Here is a 25,835-nt window from a genome sequence, read left to right as displayed (position 1 = left end):
CGGAACAAGCGTCGAAGGGGTGATTGCGGCCGAAGGCATGTCGCGACAGTAGCGCTCGCGGCGCAGCATCCGCAAATCGAGCGAAGCGGACGCCGTCACACGCGTCCCGTCGTGCAGCGACCGTGTCAGGACGGGAGCTCGGCGAGGAGCGCTCGCTCGTCGTCGCGGGTGAGGCCGGCGCGACGCGATCGGTCGAGTCCGCGGGCGCGCTCGTCATCGAGCACGCGCCCGATGACCTTCTCGAGCGGGGTCCGGGTGCCGCCGGCGGCGGCGTAGGCGGCGTTCGAGCGGGTCATGAATCCCGACCAGTCCCGTGGCAGCCACAGCGGGAGCGATCGCTCCCCCATCCACGGCTGCACCTCGTGCGATTCGAGCCAGTCGTCGGCCGCGACTACGGTGCGACCGGTGTGGCCGGCCGCGACCCGGAACAGCCCGAGCACGTCGTCGAACGGATGCGGATCTCCGATGGCGTTGCGGATGCCGATGAGATCGGCGTTCGCTGCGAAACCGGCGAGGTCGTCGACATCGATCACCTGAACGGAGCGCCCCGTGCCGTCGGGGACCAGCACCGCTTCGGAGCCGGCGCGCGCGAACGCGGCAGCCCAGTAGCCGAAGCGGTCGCTGGGGTCGCCCGGCCCGACGATGAGACCGGGTCGGATGATGTGGATGCGGCCGCCGAGCGCCCTGACCGCTGCCTCGGCGGCGACCTTCTGCGCGGCGTAGTCGTACTCGTCGCCGTCGGCGGCCGGCTCCCCCAGACGCGCGGTCTCATCGGCGTCGTCGACATCGGCGTCGGCGTACACCGACATCGAGGACACGTACGTCCAGTGCGCAGCACGATGGCCGAGGGCGCTCACCGCGGTTCTGACGTGATCGGCGCGGGAGGAGATGTCGACGACCTCGTCCCAGTCGCGGTCGAGCTGCCCGTATGTCGCCGGGTCGTCCCGATCCCCGCGGACGAGGGCTGTGCCGTCGGGCGCTGGTCTCCCGCCCCTCGCAAGGCAGGTGACCTGCGCCCCGGCATCCGCCCAGCGCCGCGCGATGCGGCCGGACAGCCAGCCGGTGCCGCCGAGGATCAGGACGTCGGGCATGATCCCATGCCACCATGTCGCGGCGCGTTGCGGAAGTCATTCCGCTCAGAGCAGAGGAGGCGTCTCCAAGCGCGGGGTGCCGGTGAGCGACGACTGCGCACGCAGCCATGACGCGAACGGCGAGGAGGAGGTGATGCCGCCTCCTCGCCGTCGTCATCCCGTGCGTGCACGGGATACGCGATTCAGTCGCGGATGCTCGCGCCGAAGCGCTCCGACGCCGCAGCCACACCGGCGAGCTTCGCCTCGGTCGCCTCGGCGGCGGTGAGCGTGCGGTCGGGCGCCCGGAACCGCAGAGCGAAGGTCAGGCTCTTCTGGCCGGCATCCAGTCCCTGCCCGCGGTAGTCATCGACGAGACGGACGGATTCGAGCAGGTCGCCCGCGCCCTCGATGAGAGCGGCGCGCAACTCGCCCGCGGTCACCTCCTCGGACACGACGAGCGACACGTCCTGCGTGGCGGCGGTGTAGGTCGACAGGGATGCCGCGACCACGCGCTCGCCCGCGACCGACAGGATGCCGTCGAGATCGAGTTCGAGCACGACGGCGCGTCCGGGCAGGTCGGCGTCGGACGCGACGTTCGGGTGCAGTTCGCCCACGTAGCCGACCTCGGTGCCGGCGACGCTGAGGACGCCTGCACGACCGGGGTGGAGGGCGGCGCGCTGTCCCTGCACGACGTCGATCTCCACGCCCGCGGCCACCGCGATCACGCGGACGGCGTCCAGTGCTTCCGACAGCCCGTACGACTCGACGGCCCGGCCCGGCTGACGCGCCGTGACGTTGCCCGTGAAGAGCGCGGCGACATGGCGGCGCTGCGGCGGGATGGAGGCGTTCAGCTCGGCGAGCTTCTCGTCCGTCGGACGCTGGCCCAGCGGCGGCACGTCGTCGGTGCCGTACGTCACGCCCGGTTCCGGGAGGAACACCGAACCGGTCTCGAAGATCGCCAGATCCGTGAGACCGCGCGCGATGTTGCGGTGCGCGATCTGCAGCAGCCCGGGGATGAGCGAGCGACGAAGGAACGGCGCCTGCCCGTCGAGCGGGTTCGCGAGCTTCATGCTCGGCAGCTTCTCACCCGACGCAGAGCCGTGCAGGGCGTTGTGCGCCTCGGTCGTGAACGGGAACGCCGGCGTCTCGACGAGGCCGGCCGCTGCGAGGGCGTTCGCAACCCGGCGGCGCCCCTGCTGGGTTGCGGTGAGTCCGCGACCGGCGGGCGGGGTGGGCAGCACGGAGGGAACCCGGTCCAGGCCGTGGATGCGGGCGACCTCTTCGGCCAGCGTCCACTTGTCCGTGAGATCGGGCCGCCAGCTCGGCGGGATCACCTGCCAGCCGTCGGAGGTCTCGGTCACCTCGGCGCCGATGGTCTCGAGCGCGCCGGTGACCTCTTCCTCGGTGTAGTCCACGCCGATGAGGCCCGATACGAAGCCGTCCGGCAGGGCGATGCCGGCAATCTCGAACTCCGAGTACAGCGCACCGCCGAGCTCGTCGATGCGTCCGCCCGCGAGCTCGACCATGAGGTCGGCGACGCGGCGGGCGGCGACGAACGGAACGAGCGGGTCGACACCGCGCTCGAAGCGCTTGGACGCCTCGCTGGGCAGCTTGTGCCGTCGCGCGGTGCGGGCGATCGAGATCGGATCGAAGATCGCGGCCTCGATGAGCACGTTGCGGGTGGCATCCGACATCTCTGTGGTGCCGCCGCCCATGACACCGGCGAGGCCGATGGGGCCGGAGTCGTCGGTGATCAGGAGGTCTTCGACGTGGAGCTTCCGCTCCTGTCCGTCGAGCGTCGTCAGCTTCTCCCCCGGCTGAGCACGGCGCACCGTGATGCCGCCTGAGAGCTTGTCGAGGTCGTAGCCGTGGATCGGGTTGCCGATCTCGAGCATCACGTAGTTCGTGATGTCGATGAGGACGCCGAGCGAGCGGATGCCGGCGAGCGAGAGCCGAGCGATCATCCATGGCGGCGTCGGACGGGACGGGTCGACATCGCGCACGACCCGCACGACGAACTCCTGCACGGCGGGATTCTCGCGCAGCGGCTCGGCGTCCACGGCGAGCGGGAAGCCCGTGCCCGGCTGGACATCGGCCCACTCGTGCTCGGCGGGGTCGCGGAAATCCGCCCCCGTCGCGTGCGCATACTCGCGGGCGACGCCGCGGATCGAGAACGCGTACCCGCGATCCGGCGTCACGTTGATCTCGACGGCCTTGTCGTCCAGGCCCAGCAGGGCGACCGCGTCCGTTCCGACGGGTGCGTCGATGCCGAGCGTCGACAGCACCAGGATCCCGTCGTGCTCATCGCCGAGCCCCAGCTCGCGCGCCGAGGCGATCATGCCGTCCGAGACATGACCGTAGGTCTTACGGGCGGCGATCGGGAAGGGGCCCGGCAGCACGGCGCCGGGAAGGGTCACGACGACCTTGTCGCCGACGGCGAAGTTCGATGCGCCGCAGACGATTCCGCGGACGCCGCCGTTCTCCTCGCCGACGTCGACCTGGCACCACCGGATGGTCTTGCCGTTATTCTGCGGTTCCTCCTCGAACGAGAGCACCTGACCCACGACGACGGGGCCGGAGATCTCGAAGCCGTGCAGCTCCTCCTCTTCGAAGCCGACCGACACGAGCGCCGCGAAGACGTCGTCGGCCGTGGCATCCGGTGCCACATCCACGTACTCACGCAACCACGAAAGCGGGACGCGCATCACACCACCATCCCGAACTGCTCGCTGAATCGGATATCGCCCTCGGCCATGTCGCGCATGTCCTGCACGTCGGAGCGGAACATGAGCCCGCGCTCGACGCCGATGCCGAACGCGAAGCCGCTGTACACCTCCGGGTCGATCCCGGCGGCACGCAGCACGTTGGGGTTGACCATGCCGCAGCCGCCCCACTCGATCCAGCGCGCGCCGCCCTTGAAGGTCGGGTGCCACAGGTCGAACTCGGCGGACGGCTCGGTGAAGGGGAAGAAGTTCGTGCGCAAGCGCGTCTTGGCCTCGGCGCCGAAGAGCTGGCGGGCGAGGTGGTCGAGCGTGCCCTTCAGGTGCGCCATCGTGATGCCCTTGTCGACCACGAGGCCCTCGACCTGGGTGAAGACGGGCAGGTGCGTGGCGTCGAACTCGTCGGTGCGGTACACGCGGCCGGGGCACAGCACGTAGATCGGCACCTCGCGGTCGAGCATCGAGCGCACCTGGACGGGGCTCGTGTGCGTGCGCATGACGAGATGTCGATCGACCGGGTCGACGAAGAACGTGTCCTGCATCTGACGCGCGGGATGGTCGACGTCGAAGTTCAGCGCATCGAAGTTGAACCACTCGTGCTCGAGCTCGGGGCCCTCCGCGATCTCCCAGCCCATGCCGACGAAGACGTCGGAGATGTCGTCCTGCAGCTGCATGAGCGGATGCCGGGCACCCATGCGGGTGCGCGAGGAGACGGCGGTGATGTCGACGCGCTCGTCCTCGAGACGGGCGGCGAGCTCGACTTCGGCGAGCTCGGCCTCCTTCGCGGCGAGGGCCTGAGTGACGCGGCCGCGCCCTTGACCGATGAGCTTCCCGAAGGTCGCCTTGTGCTCGGGTGCGACCTGGCGCATCGACGCGTTGAGAACCGCCAGCGGCGACCCCTCGGCGACGTGCGCGGCGCGGGCCGCCTTCAGTTCTGCGGTGGTGGCGGCGGCGCCGATCGCCTCGAGAGCTGCGGCGACCGCGGTTTCCACCGCCTCTGGGGTGATTTCTGGGGCGTCAGACACAAGACATGAGTCTACCGGCGTGGTGCGTCCCGCTCGTGCGCCTCAGTCGGTCTTGGGCGGGGCCTGGGCGGCAATGAGCTCGGTGTCGGTGCCTTCGTGCATCACCGCAGCGTTATCCGCGGCCAGAGCCTTCATCCGCGGCGAGCGGCGGGTCTTGATCTCGGCCCACTTCGCGATGCCGGAGAGGATCAGACACATGACGATGTAGATGCCACCGATGACGAGCGCCGACTGCAGGATGGGACGGCCCGGCTGCGTGCTGAGGAGCTTGGCGTAGTACAGCAGTTCCTGGTACGTGATCAGGAACCCGAGCGCGGTGTCCTTCATCGTCACGACGAGCTGCGCCACGATGACGGGGAGCATCGCACGCACGGCCTGCGGCAGCAGAATCAGGGTCATCACACCGCTCTTGCGGAGGCCGATCGCGAAGCCGGCCTCCTTCTGGCCGCGCGGCAGCGATTCGATGCCGGCGCGCAGCGCCTCGGCGAGCACCGAGCCGTTGTAGAGCATCAGCGCGATCACGACAGCCCAGTACGGCTCCATCTTCACACCGAGCGTCGGCAGACCGTAGTACAGGATCATCATCATGACGAGCACGGGGACGGCCCGGAAGAACTCGGTCACGACGGTCACCGGTACGCGCACCCAGGCGTGATCCGAAAGGCGTCCGATCGCCAGCACGAATCCGAGCGCGAGGCTGAGCACGGCCGCCAGGGCGAATGCGCGCAGCGTGTTCATCAGCATCGCCCCGATGGATTCCCACACGACCGTGTAGGTGAACACGTTCCACTTCGCCGCGCTGAACTGGTTGGTCAGAGACAACCGCCACAGGACGAAGGCGAGGACAGCGACCACGACGACGACGGTCACGACCGCGAGGATCATGTTGCGACGGCGGGCACGAGGACCGGGGACGTCGAAGAGCACAGAACTCATCGTGCGATCCTCCAACGGTTCTCAAGCGTTCGCTGCAGCCATGTCAGCAGCATCACGAGCGCGACGAAGATGAGGGCGACCCACAGCAGCACCTCCATCGGTGTGCCGGGCCGGGTGTGCGACTCCGAGATCGTGGATCGCAGCTGCGGAAGAACCGCGATGGAGAATCCGGCGGCGACGGTCGTGTTCTTCAGCAGAGCGATGAAGACGCTCATCATGGGCGGCACGACCGAGCGGAATGCCTGCGGCAGCACGACCTGCGTCATGACCTGACCGAATGGCAGCCCGATCGCCCGGGCCGCCTCTGCCTGCCCCACCGGCACCGTGTTGATGCCGGCACGCAGCGTCTCGGCGACGTACGTGGCCGTATAGACGCCGATGGCGAAGATGCCGAGCACGAGGTTCGAGAGCGGAGGCAGGGCGAGTGCGCTGTATCCGAAGATGAAGAAGAAGAAGACGAGGGTGAGCGGGGTGTTGCGCACGAGCGTGACGTACGCCGTTCCGACCGCGCGGGCGACGGGGACGGGCGAGACGCGCATCGCGCCGACGATGGTGCCGAGCACCAGCGCGATGATGCCGCCGAAGAAGAACACCAGCAGCGTGTAGGTGATGCCCTGACCCCACAGGTCGAGGTTGCCGAAGATGGCGTCCACGCGCCCTCCCCTTCTCAGATAAACGGTGCGGAGCGGCTGCTCGAGCCGCCCCGCACCGTGATGGATCAGTCGACTGCCGGCTGCTCGACTTCGATGCCCGACTGACCGAGGGTCGCGTCGAAGATCGCCTGCCAGGTGTCGCCGCCGTCGGTGAACAGCGTGTTGATGTGGTCCTTCAGGACGGTGTCGCCCTTCGGGAGGCCGACGCCGTAGCGCTCCTCGGTGAACAGACCGTCCAGAACCTTCACGTCATCCGGGTACTGAGCGGCGTAGCCGATGAGGATCGCAGCGTCGGTGGTGACCGCGTCGACCTTCCCGCTGATGAGGTCCTCGACGCACTGGGAGTAGATGTCGTACTCAGCCGTCTTGATCTCGGGGAAGTTGTCCTTGATGTTCTGGATCGGCGTGGAGCCGGTCGCCGAGCACACGGTCATGCCGTTGAAGTCGGAGACCTCCTTGACCTCGGTCATCTCGCTGTCGGCGGCGACGAGGAAGCCCTGACCGGTGACGAAGTAGGGACCTGCGAAGTCGATCTGCTCCTTGCGCTTGTCCGTGATCGAGTAGGTGCCGACGTAGTAGTCGATGTCGCCGTTCACGAGCGCCTGCTCGCGGTTCGCGGAGGCGATCGGCTCGTACGTGATGTCGCTCTCCTCGAACCCGAGGGATGCCGCGATCCAGCGCGCGATCTCGATGTCGAAGCCGCTGCGCTCGTTGGTCGTGGCGTCGAGGTAGCCGAGGTTGGGCTGGTCCTCCTTGACACCGATGACGGGCCCGCCGCGCTCGACCATGGCGTCGAACGTCGGGCTTCCTTCGAGCTGGACGTCGGTCGCGACCTCGTACGCGGGGGCGTCTCCGCCGTCTGCACCATCGCCGGCGTCGCCGCCGGGGGTGGTCGGGCTGCCGCTGTTGCAGGCGGTGAGGGCGAGTAGCGCTGTCGCCGCGATCCCGATCCCTGCCAGTGTCCGTGTGCGTCGCATGTGCGTCTCCTTCGTGTGCTGTGTGTTCAGGTTCTGTATGTCGGGAAGAGTCAGTGCGTGAGGAGCTTCGAGAGGAAGTCCTTGGCGCGGTCGCTCTTGGGGTTGGTGAAGAACTCCTCGGGTGTCGCCTCTTCGACGATGCGACCGTCGGCCATGAACACCACACGGTCGGCGGCCTTGCGGGCGAAGCCCATCTCGTGGGTGACGACGATCATCGTCATGCCCTCCTTCGCCAGCTGCACCATGACGTCGAGGACCTCGTTGATCATCTCGGGGTCGAGCGCGCTGGTGGGCTCATCGAAGAGCATGACCTTGGGATGCATGGCCAGCGCGCGGGCGATCGCGACGCGCTGCTGCTGACCGCCGGAGAGCTGGGCGGGGAGCTTGGACGCCTGCTGGGCGACGCCGACGCGCTCGAGGAGCGCCATGGCCTCCTTGTCGGCATCGGCCTTCTTCATGCCGCGGACTTTGATCGGTCCCAGAGTCACGTTCTCGAGGATCGTGAGGTGGGCGAAGAGATTGAAGGACTGGAAGACCATGCCGACATCGGCGCGCAGCTGCGCGAGGCCCTTGCCCTCGGCCGGCAGCTCCTTGCCGTCGATGGAGATCACACCGCTCGTGATGGTCTCGAGGCGGTTGATCGTACGGCACAGGGTCGACTTGCCCGAGCCCGACGGCCCGATCACGACGACGACCTCGCCCGTGTTGACCGTGAGGTCGATGTCGGTCAGCGCCTGGAAATCGCCGTAGTGCTTCTGAACGTTGTCGACGACGACAAGGGGTGTGCCAGTCTCGGTCATGTGTTCACATTAGAAGCACCGCACGCTGCGAACCAACAGCCACGCACGCCGGTTATCGAGTTGTAACCGACTCGAAACGCGTCAGGGCGCGTCGGCGGCGCGCTGAGTGAAGGCGCTCTCGTAGAGGCAGACGCTGGCTGCGGTGGCGAGATTCAGCGACTCCGCCTTGCCGAAGATCGGCAGTTTCAGCACGTGGTCGGCGAGGTCGAGCGCGTGCTCCTCGAGCCCGTGCGCCTCGTTGCCGAACAGCCATGCGGTGGGCTTCGCGAGCACCCCGGCAGCCCGGGCCTCGAGCAGATCGGCGCCCTTCACATCGGCCGCGAGTACGCTCAGGCCGGCCGCGTGCGCACGTGCGACGACGTCGTCGAGGTCGCCTCCGACCGAGACGGGCAGGTGGAACAGCGAACCTGTGGTCGAGCGGACGACCTTCGGGTTGTAGGGGTCGACCGTGCGGCCGGTGAGCACCACGGCATCCGCACCGGCGGCATCCGCGGCGCGGATGATCGTCCCGAGATTCCCCGGGTCGCGGATCTCCTCGCAGATCGCCACCAGCCTCGGCGACGAGTCGAAGATGTCGCGCACCGACATGGGGATCTGCCGGGCGACGGCGATCACGCCCTGCGGGGTGACGGTGTCCGCCATCGCGCCCAGCACGTACTCGGTGACGAACTCAGCATCCACGCCGTTGCGCGTCGCCGCGGCACGCAGATCAGGATGCCGATCCCACCCGTTCGGCGTCGCGAACAGCTCCACGACGGCATCCGGACGATAGGCCAGCGCTTCGCGGACGGCCTGCGGCCCCTCGAGGAGGAAGAGCCCGGTGTCGGTGCGCGCACTGCGCTTGGTGAGCTTCGCCACGGCTCTGACACGCGGGGAGCGGGGGTTCTCGAGCACGCGTTCAGTCTAGGGAACACCGCCCGGCAAAGAAGAACGGGCGCTCCCCCGAAGGAGAGCGCCCGTTCCAGGAAGGATGCTTACGCAGCCGACTTCGGAGCGTTAACGTCCGACGGCAGAGCAGCCTTGGCCGTCGCGACCAGCGAGGCGAAGGTGGCCGGCTCGTTGACCGCGAGCTCGGCGAGCATGCGGCGGTCGACCTGGACGCCGGCGAGGCCGAGACCCTGGATGAAGCGGTTGTACGTGATGCCGTTCTGGCGGGCAGCGGCGTTGATGCGCTGGATCCAGAGGCGGCGGAAGTCGCCCTTGCGCTTGCGACGGTCACGGTACGAGTAGACCAGGGAGTGGATGACCTGCTCCTTGGCCTTGCGGTAGAGGCGCGAACGCTGACCGCGGTAGCCGGAGGCGCGCTCGAGGATGACGCGACGCTTCTTGTGGGCGTTTACCGCCCGCTTGACTCTTGCCATTTTCGTGTATTCCTATTCGTGCTTCGGGCGCTCAGCCGCGGCCGAGGAGCTTCTTGGCGACCTTGGTGTCGTTGGCCGACAGCACCTGGTCCTGGTTGAGGCGGCGGGTGCGACGGCTCGACTTGTGCTCGAGGTTGTGGCGCATCCCGGCCTGCTGCTTCTTCAGCTTGCCGCTGCCGGTGATCTTGAAGCGCTTCTTGGCACCCGAGTGGGTCTTCTGCTTCGGCATCTTCTCTTCCTTCGTATGGCGCCTTCTCAGGCGACGGTGTCAACCCGCGCGATGCGGGAGTCTGCGGGTCACTCGGACGGAGCGTCCTCAGTGCGTGCTTCGCGTGCGGCCTGCTTGTTCGCGGCGCGCGCGGCGTTCTGCTCGGCCTTCGCCTCGGACTTGTTCTTCACCGGTGCGATCACCATGACCATGTTGCGTCCGTCGATGGTCGGGTTCGACTCGACCGTGCCGAACTCGGCGACGTCCTCGGCGAACTTGCGGAGGAGCCGCACACCCTGCTCGGGGCGCGACTGCTCGCGGCCGCGGAACAGGATCATGGCCTTGACCTTGTCGCCGGCCTTGAGGAAGCCCTCGGCGCGCTTGAGCTTGGTCGTGTAGTCGTGAGCCTCGATCTTCAGACGGAAGCGGACTTCCTTGAGGATCGTGTTCGCCTGGTTGCGACGGGCTTCCTTCGCCTTCTGGGCAGCCTCGTACTTGAACTTGCCGTAGTCCATGATCTTGACCACGGGAGGCTTCGAGTTCGGGGCGACTTCGACGAGATCGAGGTCGGCTTCCTGCGCGAGGCGGAGCGCGACCTGGATGGCGACGACGCCGATCTGCTCACCCGCGGGGCCTACGAGGCGGACCTCGGGGACGCGGATGCGCTCATTGGTACGGGGATCGCTGATGCGGAACTCCTTAGACGATGGGGATTCAGCCGGTACGACGCTTTCTGCGACGCACTGCGAAAAAAGAGTTACTGCCCCACCCGCCGACATTTCAGACGTCGGCTTCGCACCCTGAACACCGAACATCGTCCGATCTACCGGCGTGAACCGGCGGAGCGCAAGACCCGGTAGCCTGGAACGGCAAGCGCGGGTGGGAAGTGAATCCTCTTTCGATCCGGAGCATTTCGCTCCGGAGCCCGCCAAAGTCTAACAGAAGGCAAGGCGAAGTGACGATTCCGGCCCACGATCATGGCCACGACGACCGCAACGAGCGCTGGGAGCAGCAGGAAGAGGCCGCATCGGCCGCCACCCGCGATATTGCGGACGTGCCCGCGGTCGAGGTGATCACCACCACCGCCGTGCACCTGATGAGCGCCGCCGCCGTCAAGCTCGGGCTCGCGGACGACCCCGACTCGCAGCTCGACCTCGACGAAGCGCGCAAGCTGATCAACGCTCTCGCCGGGCTCATCACCGCCGGCGCTCCCGAGATCAGCGACATGCACGCGCGGTCGCTGCGCGACGGTCTGCGCTCTCTGCAGCTCGCCTTCCGCGAGGCATCCGCCATCCCCGACCCGATCGGCAAGGGTCCCGGCGAGAAGTGGACCGGGCCGGTCAACTAGGGCGCGTCGCCCCACACACCTCGAGAATTCGGTTGCGCGGCGAGAATTGCGATGACACGCCGACTCTCACCGCGCAAGGCAATTCTCGGGTGCGGGTCACCCGGCGCGGCGGAGCTTGACCGTGAGTGAATCTGCGAGGACGGCGATGCGGTCGTCCGCGGCCCAGCGCTGAGCCAGGCGGGCCAGCACGGCATCGAGCACCTCGCGCTCGAGCCCGTCGACGAGATCGAGGATCACGACGAGCTCGGGTCCGCGCAGGCGTGCGTCCGGGTCGCCTGGTGCCACGGCGACGTCGATGACGGCGAGCTCGTGCGCGATGCTCTCCTGCAGCGCCGTGAACACCTCGGGCGAGAGGAAGCTCGGCTCCCATGCGTGCCCTTGCGCGATCGCCCAGACCGCGGGGCGACGGACGACGAACTCCGTCTCCGACGTGGGGTCGAGAACGATCAGGTCGGTGTCCTCCGCGGATGCGGCCAGCGCCGCGCGCACGGCCTCGACCGGGATCGGACGCGCCGACGCATCCCAGGTCTGCATCGCCTGCACCGACGAGAACACCGGCTGCACCTTGCGTCCGTCCGGGGCGGCGACCGTGACGATCGACAGCTCCTGCGTCTTGTCGACGGCGAGGCCGCTGGGGGCGGTGCCCTCCTCGCCCTTCTCCGCGATCAGCGGGATGAGGACGCGGGCCGAACGCAGCGCATCGACGACCTCGGCTTGACCGCCCGCTCCCGCGCGGAAGCGGAGCAGGGCGTCGAGCAGCGACGGATCGGCCGATCCGTCGTCAGCTGCGTGCGGGTTCGCTTCGAAGCTGCGACCCTCCCACGGGACGCCTGCGGAGTCTGCGGCATGCCCGTGGTCGCAGGCGTCGTCAGTCGCCGGCGACATCCAGCGCCTCAGCCAGCGTGAACGCTCCCGCGTACAGGGCCTTGCCCACGATCGCACCCTCGACGCCCAGGGGCACCAGCTCGCGGAGAGCGGCGATGTCGTCCAGGCTCGAGATGCCGCCGGAGGCGACGACGGGCTTCGGCGTGCGCGAGGTGATCTCGCGCAGGAGCTCGATGTTCGGACCCCGCAGGGTGCCGTCCTTGGTCACGTCGGTGACGACGTAGCGGCTGCATCCGGCGTCCTCGAGGCGGGCGAGCACCTCCCAGAGGTCACCGCCCTCCTTCGTCCAGCCGCGCGCGGCGAGCGTCGTGCCGCGCACGTCGAGACCGACCGCGACCGCCTCGCCGTAGCGGCTGATGACGTCCGCCGCCCACTCCGGGTTCTCCAGAGCGGCGGGGCCGAGGTTGATGCGCGCAGCGCCGCTCTCGAGAGCGGCCTCGAGGCTCGCGTCGTCGCGGATGCCGCCGGAGAGCTCGACGTTCACGTCGCGGTGCTGCTTGATGACCTTGCGGAGGATCGCGGCGTTGCTGCCGCGTCCGAAGGCCGCGTCGAGGTCGACGAGGTGGATCCACTCCGCGCCCTGGTCGACCCACTCCCCTGCCGCAGCCAGCGGGTCGCCGTAGCTGGTCTCGGACCCGGCCTCGCCCTGTGTCAGGCGGACCGCCTTGCCGCCGGCGACGTCGACGGCCGGCAGAAGGGTGAGCTTGGGGGTGGACGCGAAGTCGTTCATGTCATCCTCGGGTGGGTGCAGTGCCGATCATCGACACGATGTCCGAGAGTAGTCCGCCTCGATCCCGTGATCAAAACGTCGACGTCACGGAAGGCTCTCGACCCAGTTCCGCAGCAGGCGGATGCCCGCCTCCCCCGACTTCTCGGGGTGGAACTGGGTGGCCGACAGAGGTCCGTTCTCGACCGCCGCGAGGAACGGCTCGCCGTACGTGGTCCAGGTGAGCGCCGGCTGCGGAAACGGCGGAATGACGTCGAGTTCCCACTTCTGCGCGGCGTACGAGTGCACGAAGTAGAACCGCTCCTCCTCGATGCCGCGGAACAGCACGCTGCCCTCGTCGGGGGTCACGGTGTTCCAGCCCATGTGGGGAAGCACCGGAGCGTTGAGCTCCGTGACCGCACCCGGCCACTCACCCAGACCTTCGACGTCCTGCCCGCGTTCGACGCCGTGCGCGAACAGCACCTGCATGCCCACGCAGACGCCGAGCACCGGCCGTCCGCCTGCCAGACGCCGCTCGATGACCTCGTCCCCGCCCTGCTCGCGCAGCGTGGCGCGAACAGCGGCGAATGCGCCGACGCCGGGGACGAGCAGCCCGTCCGCTTCGAGCGCCGCGGTGCGGTCGCCCGTCAATGTGGCATCCGCGCCGGCGGCCGCGAGCGCCTTGACCGCGGAGTGGACGTTGCCGGAGCCGTAGTCGTAGACGACGACGCTGCGCGTCACAGCGCGCCCTTGGTGGAGGGGATGCCGTCGACGAGGGGATCGAGCGTCTTGGCCTGCCGGAAGGCGCGGGCGAAGGCCTTGAACTCGGCCTCGGCGATGTGGTGCGGGTCACGACCGCCGAGCACGCGCACGTGCACGGTGAGTCCGGCGCCCACCGAGATCGCCTCGAACGCGTGCCGCACGAGCGAACCCGTGAAGTGGCCGCCGATGAGGTGGTGCTCGAAACCATCGGGCTCGCCGGTGTGCACGAGGTACGGACGGCCGCTGATGTCGACGACCGCCTGTGCGAGCGCCTCATCGAGAGGGACGAGCGCGTCTCCGTAGCGCGAGATGCCCGACTTCTCGCCGAGCGCCTCGAGGATCGCCTGACCGAGGACGATGGACACGTCCTCGACCGTGTGGTGGGCGTCGATGTGCGTGTCGCCGGAGGCGCGGACGGTGAGATCTGTGAGCGAGTGCTTCGCGAACGCCGTCAGCATGTGGTCGAAGAACGGCACTGACGTGTCGATGCGGCTCTGCCCTGTGCCATCGAGGTTCAGCTCGAGCTCGACGGTCGACTCGGACGTGCTGCGGGTACGCGACGCGGTGCGGGAGGCGCTCATGCGCCCGAGTCTATCGACGCCAGAGCGTCGAGGAACGCCGTCGTCTCGGCCTCGGTCCCCGCTGTCACGCGCAGGTGGTGCGGGATGCCCACGTCGCGGATGAGAACGCCGCGGGCATACAGAGCCTCGAACGTCGCGCGGGGATCTGCCACGCCGCCGAAAAGCACGAAGTTCGACCACGATTCGTGAGGCTGATACCCCAGCGCCTCGAGCGTCGCGGTGATCCGATCGCGTTGCTCCACGATCTCGTCGACCATACCGAGCATGGTGTCCGCGTTGCGGAGGGCGGCGACGGCCGCCGCCTGGGTCAGGGCGCTCAGGTGGTACGGAAGTCTCACCAGACGCAGGGCGTCGATGAACGCCGGGTCTGCGGCGAGATACCCGACCCGCGCACCGGCGAAGGCGAACGCCTTGCTCATCGTCCGCGACACGGCCAGCCGTGGGCGTCCGTCGAGAAGCGTGAGCGCCGACGATGCATCCCGAGGCGCGAACTCCTGGTAGGCCTCGTCGACGACCACGATGCCGCGCGCGGCTTCGTAGACCGCTTCGACGACGTCGAGGCGGAGCGGTGTGCCGGTGGGGTTGTTCGGCGAGCACAGCATGACGATGTCGGGGTCCGCCTGCTCCACCTGCGCAGCGGCCTCTTCCGCCGTGATCGTGTAGTCGGCTTCGCGCTGCCCCGCGACCCACTGCGCGCCGGTTCCCTGCGCGATCAAGGGATACATCGAGTAGGTGGGTGCGAATCCGAAGACCGTTCGGCCAGGGCCTCCGAAGGCCTGCATGATGTGCTGCAGGACCTCGTTCGATCCGTTGCCGGCCCAGATCTGGCCGGGCTCGAGCCCGTGCCCGAGGTAGTCCGCGAACGCCTCGCGCAGCGACGTGAACTCCCGATCGGGATAGCGGTTCACCTCGCGCAGCGCCACGGCGATGTCGTCGAGGATGTCGCTCGCCACCTCGTCGGGGACGGGGTGCGTGTTCTCATTCACGTTCAGCGCGACCGGCAACGGGGCCTGCGGCGCTCCGTAGGGTGTGAGGCCGCGAAGATCGTCGCGGAGGGGCAGATCGCCGAGGGAAGCAGTCACACTCCCCATGCTAACGGTGGGATCAGTCGACGTACTCGGCCGGGATGGCGAGCTCCTGCCCGACCTGGAGCGAGGACGCGCCCAAGGCGTTGAGACTCTCGATCTGGTGGATCACTGAGCGCGGGTCGGCGTTCGGCGCCACGGACTCGGCGATCGACCACAGCGTGTCACCGGGCATGACCGTGACCGTCTCGAAGCTCGCCGTGGGCACGGACTCGCCGGAGGCGACGGCGGCGCCACCGCCGAGGGCCGCGAAGGCGATGCCTGCTGCGAGCGGGAGTGCGGCGAGGCCCAGCAGCACGCGACGCCCGCGCACGGTCAGTCGCAGTCGCGTCGAGGGACGGACGGTGCGGACTGCCGGGGCTGCGATGCTGATGGTGCTCATGGGATTCTCCTCTGCCTCTGGCGTAGCGTTCGCATTCACCGCTCGGCCGGGAGCGATGAATGCGAAGCTACGTTCCGAATGTATCTTCGATTTCGAACATCTGTCAAGACTTCTTCGAAACCGATCCTCGATCTGCGGCGACACGCTCGAACGGATCTTCCGATTCCGGTTGTTTCTCGGATACGGTTTCGATATCGACACCCCACCACGGGCCACCGACATTCGAAGAGCACCCCCGGAATCGCGCACGAAGGAGCACCATGAGCGACACCTCCGCCATCGAAGCCGAGACTCCTCGCACCCGTCGGCGCAAGAACCTCAGCGCCAAGCAGATGGCCATCCTCGAAGTGATCCAGACGTCGATCGCCACTCACGGCTATCCGCCGAGCATGCGCGAGATCGGGGACGCGGTCGGTCTGAAGTCGCTCTCCAGCGTCACCCACCAGCTGGGCCAGCTCGAGCTGAGCGGCTACCTCCGCCGCGACCCGGGCAAGACGCGCGCCATGGAGGTGCTCATCGACCTTCCCGGCACGAGCGGCGAGAATCCGGCCGATTCGGTCACACCGGTGGGGGACGCGGCGATGGTTCCCCTCGTCGGGCAGATCGCGGCGGGCGTTCCGATCACGGCCGAGCAGCAGGTCGAGGAGATCTTCCCCCTCCCCCGTCAGCTCGTCGGCAAGGGTGACCTGTTCATGCTCAAGGTGTCAGGCGAGTCGATGATCGATGCGGCGATCTGCGACGGCGACTGGGTCGTCGTCCGCACCCAGAACACTGCGGAGAACGGCGAGATCGTCGCGGCGATGCTCGACGGCGAAGCGACGGTCAAGACCTTCCGCCAGCGCGACGGCCACACCTGGCTGCTCCCCCGCAACAGCTCCTTCGAGCCGATCCTCGGCGACGACGCCGTGGTGCTCGGCAAGGTCGTGGCGGTGCTCCGCGCGGTCTGACGCCCCGGCATCCTTCGACAACGCGGAAACCGCTCTTCCCCGGCATCCGGGAGGGCGGTTTCTGCGTTATCGGCTCTCGTGTGCCGGCGTCGGCAGTGCCGCATAGGCTCGAGTCATGCCTCAGCCGTACGGAACCTGGCCGTCGCCGTTCAGCGCCTCGAGCATCGCGGCATCCGCACCGCGCATCGACGGCGCGCGATTCGTCGGGGATGAGATCTGGTGGGGCGAGTCGGTTCCCGCCGAAGGCGGTCGCGTCACGGTCCGCAGTTCGAGCGGCGAAGTGCTGCTGCCTGCCCCGTGGAGCGCGCGGTCGCGCGTGCACGAGTACGGCGGCGGCGCCTGGACAGCGGATGCAGACGGCACGCTGTACTTCATCGATGGCCAGGATCAACGGGTGCACCGGATGCCGCGCGGCGGGGACCCGACTCCGCTCACGCCCGCCGGCGCGGCGGGCCGCGGACCGAACCACGGCGGGTTGCGACTGCACAACGGCCGCCTGCTGGCGATCCGCGAGGATCTCGCAGCAGTGCCGCACCGTCGCGCAATCGTCGAGATCCCGACCGACGGATCGGCGGCAGACGACGGCTCAGCCGTGCATGTGCACATCCAGGGGACGGCGTTCTTCGCGCATCCGGCGCTCTCGCCGGACGCCACCCGCATCGCCTGGGTCGAGTGGTCGGGGCGACGGATGCCGTGGCAGACGGCCTGGCTCCGTGTCACGACGGTCGGCGACGATTCGTTCGCGAGCATCCGCACGCGTGCGGCGCTGCAGCCCGAGTGGGTCGGCGACGCGGAGTTGCTCTACGCCGACGACCCGTCAGGGCGCTGGGGGCTGCACCGTTTGCGCCTCGATGGCATCCAGGCATCCGATCCAGAGCCGATCGCGCCGGCCGACGCCGACACCGGGTACGGACTGTGGGTGCTCGGGAACCGCTGGTACCAGCCGCTGGCGGACGGGAGGATCGTCGCGGTCCGGACAAACGGCTCCGACGAGGTCGTCGTGATCGACGGCGACGGCACCACGCGCGCGCTCGATGTTCCCGCCACCGCGCACGTCAGCGTCGACGACGTCGCCGGCTCGCGCGTGCTGCTCTCGGGTGGAGGATCCGCCGTGAACGCCGGCCTGTGGTGCGTGGACGTCGACTCCGGCGAGGTGACTCGCGTCCGCGGCGGGGGCCCGACGGACGCCGACTGGATGCCGCCCGCAACGCAGCTCACGATCGACGGAGCGCACGGCCCCGTGCACGCGTTCGACTACGCACCCGCTAACCCGCTGGTGTCCGCACCCGACGGCGAGCTGCCGCCCTACATCGTGTTCGTGCACGGCGGCCCGACAGCGCACGTCGCCGGCGCGGCATCCGCCGCCATCGCGTTCTACACGAGTCGCGGCATCGGCGTGCTCGACGTGAACTACGGCGGATCGACCGGCTACGGCCGCGACTACCGCGAGCGTCTCGACGGGCAGTGGGGTGTGGTCGACGTCGACGACGTGCTCGCGGCGGCGCGCGGGCTCGCCGAATCCGGACGCGCCGATCCCTCGCGCATCGCGATCCGCGGCAGCTCGGCAGGAGGCTGGACGGTGCTGTCGGCCCTTGTCCGCGGCGGCGTGTTCGCCGCCGGCATCAGCCGCTACGGGGTCACCGACCTGCGGATGCTGGCTCAGGACTCGCACGACTTCGAACGGCACTACATCGACGGGCTCGTCGGCCCGTTGCCCGAGAGCGAGCAGATCTACATCGATCGCTCACCTCTCACGCACGCCGACCGCATCGATGTGCCGGTGCTGCTGCTGCAGGGCGCGGACGACCTGGTGGTCCCGCCATCGCAGTCGGAGGCGATCCGCGACGCCCTGGCTGCGCGCGGCATCGCGCACGAGTACGTGCTGTACCCCGGCGAGGGCCACGGCTTCCGGCGCGCGGAGACGATCGTCGACGCCCTCGAGCGCGAACTGGCGTTCCTGGGCCGGGCGTTCGGATTCGCCGACTGAGCTACTCCCCCATGCGGTTGCGCAGCCGCATGGCGCGCTCGGCCTCGCGGGTGTCCTGACGCTCGCGCAGGGTCTGGCGCTTGTCGTACTCGCGCTTGCCCTTCGCAAGGGCGATCTCGACCTTCGCGCGGCCGTCGAGGAAATACAGCTTCAACGGCACGAGGGTGTAGCCGCCGGCCGAGACGGCGTGCTCGAGCTTCTGGATCTCCTCGCGGTGCATCAGGAGCTTGCGGATGCGCTTGGCCGAATGATTCGTCCAGTGCCCCTGCGAGTACTCCGGGATGTGCACGGCGTCGAGGAAGATCTCGTTGCCCTTGATGTACGCGTATCCGTCGGACAGGTTCGCGCGCCCCTGGCGCAGCGACTTCACTTCGGTGCCCGTGAGCACCAGCCCTGCCTCGTACGACTTCTCGATGGTGTAGTCGTGACGGGCACGGCGATTGGTCGCGATGACCTTCTCCCCGCGTTCCCTTGGCATGGTTCTCTCCTGTGCATCCTGTCGTACGGCCAGCCTTCAACCCTACAACAGCGAGGACGTCAGGTGCGCAGCCAGCGACGGATCGCGAACCCGGCGGACAGCGCGGCGAGCACGACGCCGATCACGATGAGGATCGGGACGACCACGAGGGCGTCCTGCATGCTCACCCAGGTCGTGATGAACGGCACGCGGCCCTTGAGGTATCCCTCGACGCCGAAGTGCATTCCGGCGATCACGGCAGCGCTCGCAAGCGCCGACCCGAGGAAGGCGGCGAACACGCCTTCGAGCACGAACGGCGTCTGGATGAACCGGTTGGATGCGCCGACCAGGCGCATGATCCCGATCTCCTTGCGTCTGGCGTAGGCCGACAGGCGGATGGTCGTGGCGATGAGCAGCACGGCGGCGATGAGCATGAGCACGGCGATGCCGACGGCGATGTAGGTCGCCACCGTCAGGGCGGAGAACAGCGGATCGAGGTACTGCAGCTGATCCAGCACCTCCTCGACGCCGTTCACACCGCTGAAGGCCTCGACGATGACCTGCGACTGACTCGGATCCTTCAGGGTGATCCAGAAGCTGTCGAACATCTGGTCCTCGGTGAGGACGCTGGCCTGCTCGTCGCCGAGCTGATCGACGAGCTTCGCGTAGGCCTCGGCCTTCGTCTCGAAGCGCACCTCGGAGATCAGCGCGTTCAGCGCCGGGCCCTCCAGCTCGGCGCGCACCTGCTCGATCTGGTCCTGCGTCGCCTCGCCGTCGATGCAGGTCTCCTGCGTGTCCGACACGGAGGAGCACATGTAGACGGCGACCTGGGCGCGCTCGGTCCAGTAGTCGCGCATCGTGCTGATCTGGCCCTGCATGAGGATCGCAGCTCCCACGAACGTCAGCGACACGAACGTGACGAGCACGACGGAGATCACCATCGAGATGTTGCGACGAAGGCCCCCGAGGGCCTCCATCAGGATCAGTCCCACTCTCACGAGGTCGGCCCCACTTCGTCGTCATCGTCCGCGGCGGACAGGCCGAGCCGGTCGGCGACGCCGAGCTCGGCGACGTCGACCTCGGGCAGCACGATCGGATGCGTCCGGGTTACCGCAGGCGCGGCCTCCGGGGCCGCGGCGTCGCGCTCCGCCTTCATGGAGGCGATCATCTCGGCGGTGAGGGGCTCGAGGGACTCGGTCTCGCGTTGGACTTCCTGGACGGCGGTGAAGGCGGCGGTGGCGGCGGCTCCGCGCTCCTCCTGCGGCACCAGTTGCGGGATCATCGACCGGTCGCCGTAGCCGCCGCGCGTCTCGTCGCGCACCATCTCGCCGTCGCGCAGCTCGATCACGCGGCGCTGCATCTGGTCGACGAACGCGGCCTCGTGCGTGGCCATGAGCACGGTGGTTCCGCCGGCGTTGATGCGGGCCAGCAGCTGCATGATGTCGACCGACGTCGCAGGGTCGAGGTTGCCCGTCGGCTCATCGGCGAGGAGCACCTGCGGACGGTTCACCAGCGCGCGCGCGATCGCGACGCGCTGCTGCTCGCCGCCGGAGAGCTCGTGCGGCATTCGCTTCTCCTTGCCGTCCAGCCCCACCAGAGCCAGGGCCTCGGGAACCGCCTGCTGCACGAATCCGCGCGAGGAACCGGTGACCTGCAGGGTGAAGGCGACGTTCTGGAAGACGGTCTTGGTCGACAGGAGTCTGAAGTCCTGGAAGACCGAGCCGATGTGACGGCGGAAGTACGGGACCTTCCGGTTGGCGAGGCTGCGCAGGTCGCGGCCGAGGACGGCGACGCGGCCGGTGGTGGGGACGTCCTCGCGGAGGATCAGGCGGAGACAGGACGACTTGCCCGACCCGGATGCTCCGACGAGGAAGACGAACTCGCCCCGCTCGACTTCGAAGTCGACCCCGGCGAGGGCCGGTCTCTTCGTACCGCGGTAGCGCTTGGTGACGTTCTCGAACCGAATCATGGCCCTACGAGCCTAAGCGCGGGTTCACGTGTGACCGCGAGCGACACCCGGTCACACGGGTGCGCCGGATCAGTCGTCGTCGTCGGGACGCTTGCGCCAGCGGATGCCGGCCGAGATGAAGTCGTCCAGGTCGCCGTCGAAGACCGCGGCCGGGTTGCCGGACTCGTGTCCGGTGCGCAGGTCCTTCACGAGCTGCTGGCCGTAGAGGAAGTACGAGCGCATCTGGTCGCCCCAGCTCGCCGTGATGTTTCCGGCGAGCTCCTTCTTCTTCGCGGCCTCCTCCTCCTTCTGCAGCAGCAGGAGGCGGGTCTGGAGCACGCGCATGGCGGCGGCGCGGTTCTGGATCTGCGACTTCTCGTTCTGCATCGACACGACGATGCCGGTCGGCAGGTGGGTGATGCGCACGGCGGAGTCCGTCGTGTTGACCGACTGGCCGCCGGGGCCTGAGGAGCGGAAGACGTCGACCCGGATGTCGTTCTCGGGGATGTCGACCTCGGTCGCCTCTTCCATCAGCGGGATGACCTCGACCGCGGCGAAGCTGGTCTGGCGCTTGTCGGCGGAGCCGAACGGGCTGATGCGGGCCAGGCGGTGCGTGCCCGCTTCGACCGAGAGAGTGCCGAACGCGTACGGGGCCTCGACCTCGAACGTCGTCGACTTGATGCCCGCGCCCTCGGCGTAGGAGGTGTCCATGACCTTCACGGGGTAGCCGTGCTTCTCCGCCCAGCGCAGGTACATGCGCATGAGCATCTCGGCGAAGTCGGTGGCGTCGTCGCCGCCGGCGCCGGAGCGGATGGTGACGATGGCGCTGCGCTCGTCGTACTCGCCGTCCAGCAGCGTCTGCACCTCGAGCTGGTTCATGACGTCGGTGAGCGCGGCGAGCTCGGCACGCGCCTCGGCGGCGGAGTCTTCGTCCTCCATCTCGTTGGCGAGGTCCACGAGCACCTCGAGGTCGTCGAGACGCTGCCCGATCTCGCTCACCCGCTTGAGGTCGGCCTGCTTGTGGCTGAGCGCGCTGGTGACCTTCTGGGCCTTCTCGGGGTCGTCCCAGAGGTCCGGGGCGCCGGCCTCCTCGCTGAGCCGCGCGATGTCGGCCTGGAGCCTGGTGATGTCGACGACCTCGCTGATGTCGCCGTATGTGTGCCTGAGCGCCTGGATTTCGGCGGAGAGATCGAGTTCGAGCATGACGCTTCAGCCTACCGTGCCGGAGCCGGGCGGATAGCCTGAGGTGTGCGCAGTCGAACATGGCCGGTGCCGGCGATCCTCGCCGTCCTGCTCACGGGATGCGCGAACGGTGCAGCGGAACCTGTCCCTCCGCCACCGGATGCCGCGTTCGACTATCAGCTCGGCGGCGCGTACGAGCCGGCCGCCGGGGTCGAGATCGTCGTCCGCGACCGCACCGCATCGCCGCATCCCGATCTGTACTCGGTCTGCTACGTGAACGCGTTCCAGACGCAGCCGGGCGATGAGGACGCGTGGCCGGAGACGGCGCTGCTGACGGACGATTCCGGGGTCCGCGTCGTCGATCCGGACTGGCCCGATGAAGTGCTGCTCGACATCGCCGACCCCGAGGGCGCCGCCGTCGTCGTCGACCGCATCGGCGGATGGGTCCGCGGTTGCGCCGCCGACGGCTTCGACGCGGTGGAGTTCGACAACCTCGACTCGTTCACCCGTTCGAACGGTGCGCTGAGCCAGGAGGATGCCGTCGCGGTCGCGAAGGAACTCGTCGACACCGCGCACGCCTCCGGTCTCGCGGCGGCGCAGAAGAATGCAGCCGAGCATGCCGTCGCCCTCCGCGACGATGCCGGTTTCGACTTCGCGATCGCCGAGGAGTGCGCGGCGTACGGGGAGTGCACGGCGTACACCGAGGTCTATGCCACGGTGCTCGACATCGAGTACACCGACAACCTGCCGGAGTCGTTCGAGGTGCTGTGCGCGCGGCCCGGCACGCCGCGGTCCGCGATCGTCCGCGACCGCGATCTGACGCGCCCCGGCGACAGCGCGTACGTGCGCGGAACGTGCTGACCGCGGGCGGGAGTAGCGTGGCGGGGTGAGCAGTGCATCCACCGTCCTGAGGCAGTTCGGGCCGATGGTGTATCTGCCCACCATCCTCTTCTCGATGGGCGAGGGCGCCGTTCTCCCGCTGATCCCCGTGATCGCGGCGAACATGGGAGCCGATGTCGCTGCCGCCGCCCTTGTCGCATCCGCCCTCGTCGTCGGGCAGTTGTGCGGCAACCTTCCCGCCGGGTGGGCCGTCGCCCGCATCGGCGAGCGCTTCACGATGGTGGTCGCCGGCGTCATCTCGATGATCGCTGTCGCCGGAATGGCGTTCGCGCCGGTCATCGCGGTCTTCGCGGCATCCGTCTTCCTGCTGGGGTTCTGCGCCGCCGCCTTCGGCCTGGCCAGGCACGCGTTCATGACGACACGTGTTCCGCTGGCGTTCCGTGCGCGTGCCCTCTCGCTCCTCGGCGGGAGCTTCCGCCTCGGAGTCTTCGTCGGCCCGTTCGTGACGGCCGGTCTTCTGCAGCTGTTCGGCACGGAGCAGGCCGCGATCTGGTTCTTCATGGCGTGCCTGGTCGTGATGGTCGTGCTCGTGCTGTTCGGGCCCGACCCGGAGAAGACCCACGCTCCCCTGCCGAGCTCCTCCCCTCTCGTCGAGGACTCCGGCGAGGCGGTGAGCGGCTCCATCCCGACAGTCGAGCGGGTCGGGATCTTCCGCACGATGTGGCGCTTCCGCGGTGTGCTGGGGCGACTGGGACTCGCCGCGGCGTCGCTGTCGACGGTGCGCTCGGCACGCCAGGTCGTGCTTCCGCTGTGGGGCGTGTCGCTCGGGCTCGACGCCCAGACGATCGCGCTGGTCGTCGGCGTGTCCGGGGCGATCGACTTCGCCCTGTTCTACGCCAGCGGCCAGGTGATGGACCGGTTCGGCAGGCTCTGGGCGGCGATGCCCGCCATGGTGCTGATGGGCGCCGGGTTCCTCGTGCTGTCGCTCACGCACGACGGCGAGGCCGCGGTGCTGTGGTTCGGGATGCTGGCCGCCGTGCTCGGCGTCGGCAACGGGCTCTCCAGCGGGATCCTGCTCACCCTCGGTGCGGATGTCGCCCCGAGGCAGGACCCTGCTCCGTTCCTCGGATCGTGGCGCACGCTGACCGATGCCGGAGGCGCCGCAGCGCCGCTGATCGTGTCGGGGGTGACCGCGATCGCGTCGCTGTCGGTGGCAGCGGCCCTGATGGGGGCCGTCGGGCTCCTCGGCGCGCTCGGGTTCATCCGCTGGATCCCGCGGTTCAGTCCCCGCCAGGGCCCGCCCGCCTGACTCCCCGCCAGGGGCGCCCGACTAACGCAGAGCGGTGCGACTCGTCGCGGTCGCCTCGAGCGGCACGCCGTCCGGAACGAAGGCCGACACCAGCGGCGGATGCCAGGCGGCCGCGACGGTCACGCGGGCCGAGACGCCGTCCGGCGCGGATGCCGACACCAGTTGCGCGCCGGAGGACATCGCTCCCACGACCGCCGCGGCCTGCTCATGCACGCCGTCGTCCGTGAGCTCGGCTCGGACGCTCTCGCCCTCGACGACGAGCGTGAAACCGTCGGCGCCCGCGAGCGCTGCGGCATCCGCAAGCGAATCCAGTCGCTTCTGCGCGATGTAGAGATCGGTGGCGCAGGTGCAGACGAAGACCACGGCGAGCGCGAGCACGACGTAGCCGAGGAGCAGCGGGAGGATGCTGCCGTCGTCGTCCTGCCGCTCACGGGCCGTCATCGCTCGCCCCACAGGCGCGAGACCTTCTGCGTCGCCGCGGCCTCGAGCGGGATCTGCGTCGCGCGGTCGAGCCCGAAGATCTCGGGTACGAACGGCAGCGAGACGCGGGTGCTGACGGTGACGACGACCGTCGCCCCCGAGCGCGGGCATTCCGCTCCGGCCGGTGTGCAGGTCACCGACACGTCGACGTCGGCGGCGTTCAGGTCGTATTCGTCGATGACGCTGGCGAGCACGGCATCGCCCCGGTCGGCGGCATCCGTCGCGTTCTCGGCCTGGCCGATCACACGCGCCGTGTGCCGCGCGGCCGCCTCAGCGCCCAGCATCGCCTGCTGCACGGTGCCGAGCGTGATGATGAGGTAGGCGAGCGGGACGAGGAGGATCACCCCGACCGTGATGAACTCGAGCGCCGCCGACCCCTCGTCATTCATCCCCCAGCGACTCCATCGGCGCATCGGCATCCACCTCCAACGCATACGGGACGCCGATCAGACCGATGATCGGCAGCGTCGTGCGGACGGTGACGACGGCGGTGGGATGCCCGAGCCGGTCGCTCTGCGACACGACGATGTCGCCGGTGAAGGCATCGCCCACGGCACGGGAGATCGCCAGCCGGGTGCGCTCGGCTCCGTCGTCGAGCGTGGTGTCGGCGAGGGCCGCGTAGTGGGCGCCCTCCACCGCGGCGTCGTGGACGACGTTGCGCACGTATACGGCGAACCCGAGCTGGAGCACGGCGAGCGTGAGAGCGGTCAGCAGGGCGCCGACGAGCACGAAGTCGACGGGACTCGACCCGCGATCCTCGCCCGCATCCGCCCACCGCAGCATCTCAGAGCCCGGAGACCCGCGAGATCGCCTGCTCGAACAGTCCGGTCAGCGCAGGACCGGCGACTGCCCAGATCAGCACGACCAGCCCTGCGGTCATCAGCGTCACCAGCACCCAGCCAGGCACGTCTCCGCGGTCGTCCTCCGCGAGATCTTGATGATGCTGCCGCTCGTCTTTCTGATCCTCCCGCTCAGCGTTCTGTTCGCCGTGTTCCCCGGCATGTTCATCCTCCAGCTCGGCCTCGGCTGACGGCCAGAACGACCGACCCCATGAAAGGACGAATGATGAAGCGAGTACGAACCTGGTGGGCGCAGCTCACCGTCGACGCGCGCGATCTCGCGGAGGACGACCGCGGAGACGTGCCTGGCTGGGTGCTGGTGACGCTGATGACCGCAGGGCTGGTCG

The 25,835-nt window shown here is 68.8% G+C and carries 30 protein-coding genes; 5 read left to right on the top strand and 25 right to left on the bottom strand.

Annotation, left to right across the window (positions count from 1 at the left end):
• Positions 1-125: 125 nt before the first annotated feature.
• From HWX58_RS09855 to infC, 11 genes are all read right to left on the bottom strand, one after another.
• The gene (locus HWX58_RS09855; protein ID WP_175987454.1) at positions 126-1,091 is read right to left on the bottom strand and encodes an NAD-dependent epimerase/dehydratase family protein; all 966 of its coding nucleotides are present in this window, start codon (positions 1,089-1,091) and stop codon (positions 126-128) included.
• A gap of 182 nt (positions 1,092-1,273) precedes the next feature.
• The gene (gene pheT / locus HWX58_RS09850; protein WP_175987452.1) at positions 1,274-3,775 is read right to left on the bottom strand and encodes a phenylalanine--tRNA ligase subunit beta; all 2,502 of its coding nucleotides are present in this window, start codon (positions 3,773-3,775) and stop codon (positions 1,274-1,276) included.
• A complete protein-coding gene (gene pheS, locus HWX58_RS09845; RefSeq protein WP_175987450.1) occupies positions 3,775-4,815 on the bottom strand; it encodes a phenylalanine--tRNA ligase subunit alpha in 1,041 nt (346 codons plus the stop codon). Before pheS ends, pheT begins: the two co-directional genes overlap by 1 nt.
• Before the next feature lie 42 nt (positions 4,816-4,857).
• Complete coding sequence (locus HWX58_RS09840; RefSeq protein ID WP_175987448.1) at positions 4,858-5,751, bottom strand: amino acid ABC transporter permease; 894 nt, start codon at positions 5,749-5,751, stop codon at positions 4,858-4,860.
• Positions 5,748-6,404, bottom strand: coding sequence for an amino acid ABC transporter permease (locus HWX58_RS09835; RefSeq protein WP_175987446.1), 657 nt, complete (start codon positions 6,402-6,404; stop codon positions 5,748-5,750). The genes HWX58_RS09840 and HWX58_RS09835 overlap by 4 nt, the downstream gene beginning before the upstream one ends.
• A gap of 65 nt (positions 6,405-6,469) precedes the next feature.
• Complete coding sequence (locus HWX58_RS09830) at positions 6,470-7,381, bottom strand: glutamate ABC transporter substrate-binding protein (RefSeq protein ID WP_175987444.1); 912 nt, start codon at positions 7,379-7,381, stop codon at positions 6,470-6,472.
• A gap of 50 nt (positions 7,382-7,431) precedes the next feature.
• A complete protein-coding gene (locus tag HWX58_RS09825) occupies positions 7,432-8,181 on the bottom strand; it encodes an amino acid ABC transporter ATP-binding protein (RefSeq protein ID WP_175987442.1) in 750 nt (249 codons plus the stop codon).
• Between the two features lie 81 nt (positions 8,182-8,262).
• Positions 8,263-9,075 (bottom strand): TrmH family RNA methyltransferase, encoded by an 813-nt coding sequence (locus HWX58_RS09820; RefSeq protein ID WP_175987440.1) that lies wholly within the window; start codon positions 9,073-9,075, stop codon positions 8,263-8,265.
• Between the two features lie 80 nt (positions 9,076-9,155).
• Entirely contained in the window at positions 9,156-9,542 is a 387-nt protein-coding gene (gene rplT / locus HWX58_RS09815) for a 50S ribosomal protein L20 (RefSeq protein WP_175987438.1), read from the bottom strand.
• 31 nt (positions 9,543-9,573) lie between these two features.
• Positions 9,574-9,771, bottom strand: a complete 198-nt coding sequence (rpmI, locus tag HWX58_RS09810) for a 50S ribosomal protein L35 (protein ID WP_175987436.1) — start codon at positions 9,769-9,771, stop codon at positions 9,574-9,576.
• A 68-nt stretch (positions 9,772-9,839) separates the two neighbouring features.
• A complete protein-coding gene (gene infC / locus HWX58_RS09805) occupies positions 9,840-10,529 on the bottom strand; it encodes a translation initiation factor IF-3 (protein ID WP_250646187.1) in 690 nt (229 codons plus the stop codon).
• 176 nt (positions 10,530-10,705) lie between these two features.
• Between infC and HWX58_RS09800 the strand changes: the two genes are divergently transcribed.
• On the top strand, positions 10,706-11,098 hold the full coding sequence (locus HWX58_RS09800; RefSeq protein ID WP_175987434.1) for a DUF1844 domain-containing protein: 393 nt from the start codon (positions 10,706-10,708) through the stop codon (positions 11,096-11,098).
• A 96-nt stretch (positions 11,099-11,194) separates the two neighbouring features.
• Here the strand turns inward: HWX58_RS09800 and HWX58_RS09795 are convergent, their stop codons facing one another.
• From HWX58_RS09795 to HWX58_RS09770, 6 genes are all read right to left on the bottom strand, one after another.
• On the bottom strand, positions 11,195-11,983 hold the full coding sequence (locus tag HWX58_RS09795) for an SseB family protein (RefSeq protein ID WP_175987432.1): 789 nt from the start codon (positions 11,981-11,983) through the stop codon (positions 11,195-11,197).
• Entirely contained in the window at positions 11,967-12,713 is a 747-nt protein-coding gene (priA, locus tag HWX58_RS09790; RefSeq protein WP_175987430.1) for a bifunctional 1-(5-phosphoribosyl)-5-((5-phosphoribosylamino)methylideneamino)imidazole-4-carboxamide isomerase/phosphoribosylanthranilate isomerase PriA, read from the bottom strand. The genes HWX58_RS09795 and priA overlap by 17 nt, the downstream gene beginning before the upstream one ends.
• Positions 12,714-12,797: 84 nt before the next feature.
• The gene (hisH, locus tag HWX58_RS09785) at positions 12,798-13,430 is read right to left on the bottom strand and encodes an imidazole glycerol phosphate synthase subunit HisH (RefSeq protein WP_175987428.1); all 633 of its coding nucleotides are present in this window, start codon (positions 13,428-13,430) and stop codon (positions 12,798-12,800) included.
• On the bottom strand, positions 13,427-14,032 hold the full coding sequence (gene hisB, locus HWX58_RS09780; protein ID WP_175987426.1) for an imidazoleglycerol-phosphate dehydratase HisB: 606 nt from the start codon (positions 14,030-14,032) through the stop codon (positions 13,427-13,429). Before hisB ends, hisH begins: the two co-directional genes overlap by 4 nt.
• Entirely contained in the window at positions 14,029-15,123 is a 1,095-nt protein-coding gene (locus HWX58_RS09775; RefSeq protein WP_175987424.1) for a histidinol-phosphate transaminase, read from the bottom strand. The genes hisB and HWX58_RS09775 overlap by 4 nt, the downstream gene beginning before the upstream one ends.
• Before the next feature lie 13 nt (positions 15,124-15,136).
• Positions 15,137-15,499: a LysM peptidoglycan-binding domain-containing protein gene (locus tag HWX58_RS09770; protein ID WP_175987422.1), complete on the bottom strand. Its 363-nt coding sequence runs from the start codon at positions 15,497-15,499 to the stop codon at positions 15,137-15,139.
• Positions 15,500-15,759: 260 nt separating this feature from the next.
• Here HWX58_RS09770 and lexA point away from each other — a divergent pair, with 260 nt between their 5' ends.
• Both lexA and HWX58_RS09760 read left to right on the top strand, forming a co-directional pair.
• The gene (gene lexA / locus HWX58_RS09765; protein ID WP_175987420.1) at positions 15,760-16,446 is read left to right on the top strand and encodes a transcriptional repressor LexA; all 687 of its coding nucleotides are present in this window, start codon (positions 15,760-15,762) and stop codon (positions 16,444-16,446) included.
• 115 nt (positions 16,447-16,561) lie between these two features.
• The gene (locus tag HWX58_RS09760) at positions 16,562-18,433 is read left to right on the top strand and encodes an alpha/beta hydrolase family protein (protein WP_175987418.1); all 1,872 of its coding nucleotides are present in this window, start codon (positions 16,562-16,564) and stop codon (positions 18,431-18,433) included.
• 1 nt (position 18,434) lies between these two features.
• Here the strand turns inward: HWX58_RS09760 and smpB are convergent, their stop codons facing one another.
• The 4 genes from smpB to prfB form a co-directional block, all read right to left on the bottom strand.
• The gene (gene smpB, locus HWX58_RS09755; RefSeq protein WP_175987416.1) at positions 18,435-18,911 is read right to left on the bottom strand and encodes an SsrA-binding protein SmpB; all 477 of its coding nucleotides are present in this window, start codon (positions 18,909-18,911) and stop codon (positions 18,435-18,437) included.
• Positions 18,912-18,970: 59 nt separating this feature from the next.
• Positions 18,971-19,888: a permease-like cell division protein FtsX gene (gene ftsX, locus HWX58_RS09750; RefSeq protein ID WP_175987414.1), complete on the bottom strand. Its 918-nt coding sequence runs from the start codon at positions 19,886-19,888 to the stop codon at positions 18,971-18,973.
• Positions 19,885-20,859 (bottom strand): cell division ATP-binding protein FtsE, encoded by a 975-nt coding sequence (gene ftsE / locus HWX58_RS09745; RefSeq protein ID WP_175987413.1) that lies wholly within the window; start codon positions 20,857-20,859, stop codon positions 19,885-19,887. Before ftsE ends, ftsX begins: the two co-directional genes overlap by 4 nt.
• Before the next feature lie 69 nt (positions 20,860-20,928).
• Complete coding sequence (prfB, locus tag HWX58_RS09740; protein ID WP_175987411.1) at positions 20,929-22,041, bottom strand: peptide chain release factor 2; 1,113 nt, start codon at positions 22,039-22,041, stop codon at positions 20,929-20,931.
• A 45-nt stretch (positions 22,042-22,086) separates the two neighbouring features.
• Between prfB and HWX58_RS09735 the strand changes: the two genes are divergently transcribed.
• Together HWX58_RS09735 and HWX58_RS09730 are read left to right on the top strand one after the other, a co-directional pair.
• A complete protein-coding gene (locus HWX58_RS09735; RefSeq protein WP_175987409.1) occupies positions 22,087-22,881 on the top strand; it encodes an endo alpha-1,4 polygalactosaminidase in 795 nt (264 codons plus the stop codon).
• Between the two features lie 64 nt (positions 22,882-22,945).
• Positions 22,946-24,169 carry an MFS transporter gene (locus tag HWX58_RS09730; RefSeq protein WP_175987546.1) on the top strand — a complete coding sequence of 408 codons (1,224 nt, stop codon included), beginning with the start codon at positions 22,946-22,948 and terminating at the stop codon, positions 24,167-24,169.
• 21 nt (positions 24,170-24,190) lie between these two features.
• Here the strand turns inward: HWX58_RS09730 and HWX58_RS09725 are convergent, their stop codons facing one another.
• The 4 genes from HWX58_RS09725 to HWX58_RS15525 are packed head-to-tail and all read right to left on the bottom strand — an operon-like array spanning position 24,191 to position 25,664.
• A complete protein-coding gene (locus tag HWX58_RS09725; protein ID WP_175987407.1) occupies positions 24,191-24,610 on the bottom strand; it encodes a pilus assembly protein TadG-related protein in 420 nt (139 codons plus the stop codon).
• The gene (locus HWX58_RS09720) at positions 24,607-25,038 is read right to left on the bottom strand and encodes a TadE family protein (protein ID WP_250646186.1); all 432 of its coding nucleotides are present in this window, start codon (positions 25,036-25,038) and stop codon (positions 24,607-24,609) included. Before HWX58_RS09720 ends, HWX58_RS09725 begins: the two co-directional genes overlap by 4 nt.
• On the bottom strand, positions 25,031-25,432 hold the full coding sequence (locus HWX58_RS09715) for a TadE/TadG family type IV pilus assembly protein (RefSeq protein WP_175987405.1): 402 nt from the start codon (positions 25,430-25,432) through the stop codon (positions 25,031-25,033). Before HWX58_RS09715 ends, HWX58_RS09720 begins: the two co-directional genes overlap by 8 nt.
• Before the next feature lies 1 nt (position 25,433).
• Positions 25,434-25,664 (bottom strand): hypothetical protein, encoded by a 231-nt coding sequence (locus HWX58_RS15525; RefSeq protein WP_438268252.1) that lies wholly within the window; start codon positions 25,662-25,664, stop codon positions 25,434-25,436.
• Between the last annotated feature and the right edge of the window lie 171 nt (positions 25,665-25,835).

The organism is Microbacterium tenebrionis (genome assembly GCF_903645325.1).
Lineage (GTDB): Bacteria > Actinomycetota > Actinomycetes > Actinomycetales > Microbacteriaceae > Microbacterium > Microbacterium tenebrionis.
The sequence above is the reverse complement of the archived record's forward strand: the minus strand, read 5'-3'. Positions and strand labels throughout refer to the sequence as shown.

What these genes read in the sequence shown, in the direction of transcription:
- HWX58_RS09760 (WP_175987418.1), top strand. Translation starts at nt 16,562, where the DNA reads ATGCCTCAGCCGTACGGAACCTGGCCGTCGCCGTTCAGCGCCTCGAGC.
- HWX58_RS09855 (WP_175987454.1), bottom strand. Translation starts at nt 1,091, where the DNA reads ATGCCCGACGTCCTGATCCTCGGCGGCACCGGCTGGCTGTCCGGCCGC.
- infC (WP_250646187.1), bottom strand. Translation starts at nt 10,529, where the DNA reads ATGTCGGCGGGTGGGGCAGTAACTCTTTTTTCGCAGTGCGTCGCAGAA.
- HWX58_RS09725 (WP_175987407.1), bottom strand. Translation starts at nt 24,610, where the DNA reads ATGACGGCCCGTGAGCGGCAGGACGACGACGGCAGCATCCTCCCGCTG.
- prfB (WP_175987411.1), bottom strand. Translation starts at nt 22,041, where the DNA reads ATGCTCGAACTCGATCTCTCCGCCGAAATCCAGGCGCTCAGGCACACA.
- ftsE (WP_175987413.1), bottom strand. Translation starts at nt 20,859, where the DNA reads ATGATTCGGTTCGAGAACGTCACCAAGCGCTACCGCGGTACGAAGAGA.
- HWX58_RS09825 (WP_175987442.1), bottom strand. Translation starts at nt 8,181, where the DNA reads ATGACCGAGACTGGCACACCCCTTGTCGTCGTCGACAACGTTCAGAAG.
- hisB (WP_175987426.1), bottom strand. Translation starts at nt 14,032, where the DNA reads ATGAGCGCCTCCCGCACCGCGTCGCGTACCCGCAGCACGTCCGAGTCG.
- HWX58_RS09775 (WP_175987424.1), bottom strand. Translation starts at nt 15,123, where the DNA reads ATGGGGAGTGTGACTGCTTCCCTCGGCGATCTGCCCCTCCGCGACGAT.
- HWX58_RS09830 (WP_175987444.1), bottom strand. Translation starts at nt 7,381, where the DNA reads ATGCGACGCACACGGACACTGGCAGGGATCGGGATCGCGGCGACAGCG.
- HWX58_RS09795 (WP_175987432.1), bottom strand. Translation starts at nt 11,983, where the DNA reads ATGTCGCCGGCGACTGACGACGCCTGCGACCACGGGCATGCCGCAGAC.
- HWX58_RS09840 (WP_175987448.1), bottom strand. Translation starts at nt 5,751, where the DNA reads ATGAGTTCTGTGCTCTTCGACGTCCCCGGTCCTCGTGCCCGCCGTCGC.
- rpmI (WP_175987436.1), bottom strand. Translation starts at nt 9,771, where the DNA reads ATGCCGAAGCAGAAGACCCACTCGGGTGCCAAGAAGCGCTTCAAGATC.
- HWX58_RS09730 (WP_175987546.1), top strand. Translation starts at nt 22,946, where the DNA reads ATGGTGTATCTGCCCACCATCCTCTTCTCGATGGGCGAGGGCGCCGTT.
- HWX58_RS09715 (WP_175987405.1), bottom strand. Translation starts at nt 25,432, where the DNA reads ATGCTGCGGTGGGCGGATGCGGGCGAGGATCGCGGGTCGAGTCCCGTC.
- pheT (WP_175987452.1), bottom strand. Translation starts at nt 3,775, where the DNA reads ATGCGCGTCCCGCTTTCGTGGTTGCGTGAGTACGTGGATGTGGCACCG.
- HWX58_RS09770 (WP_175987422.1), bottom strand. Translation starts at nt 15,499, where the DNA reads ATGAGCACCATCAGCATCGCAGCCCCGGCAGTCCGCACCGTCCGTCCC.
- smpB (WP_175987416.1), bottom strand. Translation starts at nt 18,911, where the DNA reads ATGCCAAGGGAACGCGGGGAGAAGGTCATCGCGACCAATCGCCGTGCC.
- rplT (WP_175987438.1), bottom strand. Translation starts at nt 9,542, where the DNA reads ATGGCAAGAGTCAAGCGGGCGGTAAACGCCCACAAGAAGCGTCGCGTC.
- priA (WP_175987430.1), bottom strand. Translation starts at nt 12,713, where the DNA reads ATGAACGACTTCGCGTCCACCCCCAAGCTCACCCTTCTGCCGGCCGTC.
- HWX58_RS09720 (WP_250646186.1), bottom strand. Translation starts at nt 25,038, where the DNA reads ATGAATGACGAGGGGTCGGCGGCGCTCGAGTTCATCACGGTCGGGGTG.
- lexA (WP_175987420.1), top strand. Translation starts at nt 15,760, where the DNA reads ATGAGCGACACCTCCGCCATCGAAGCCGAGACTCCTCGCACCCGTCGG.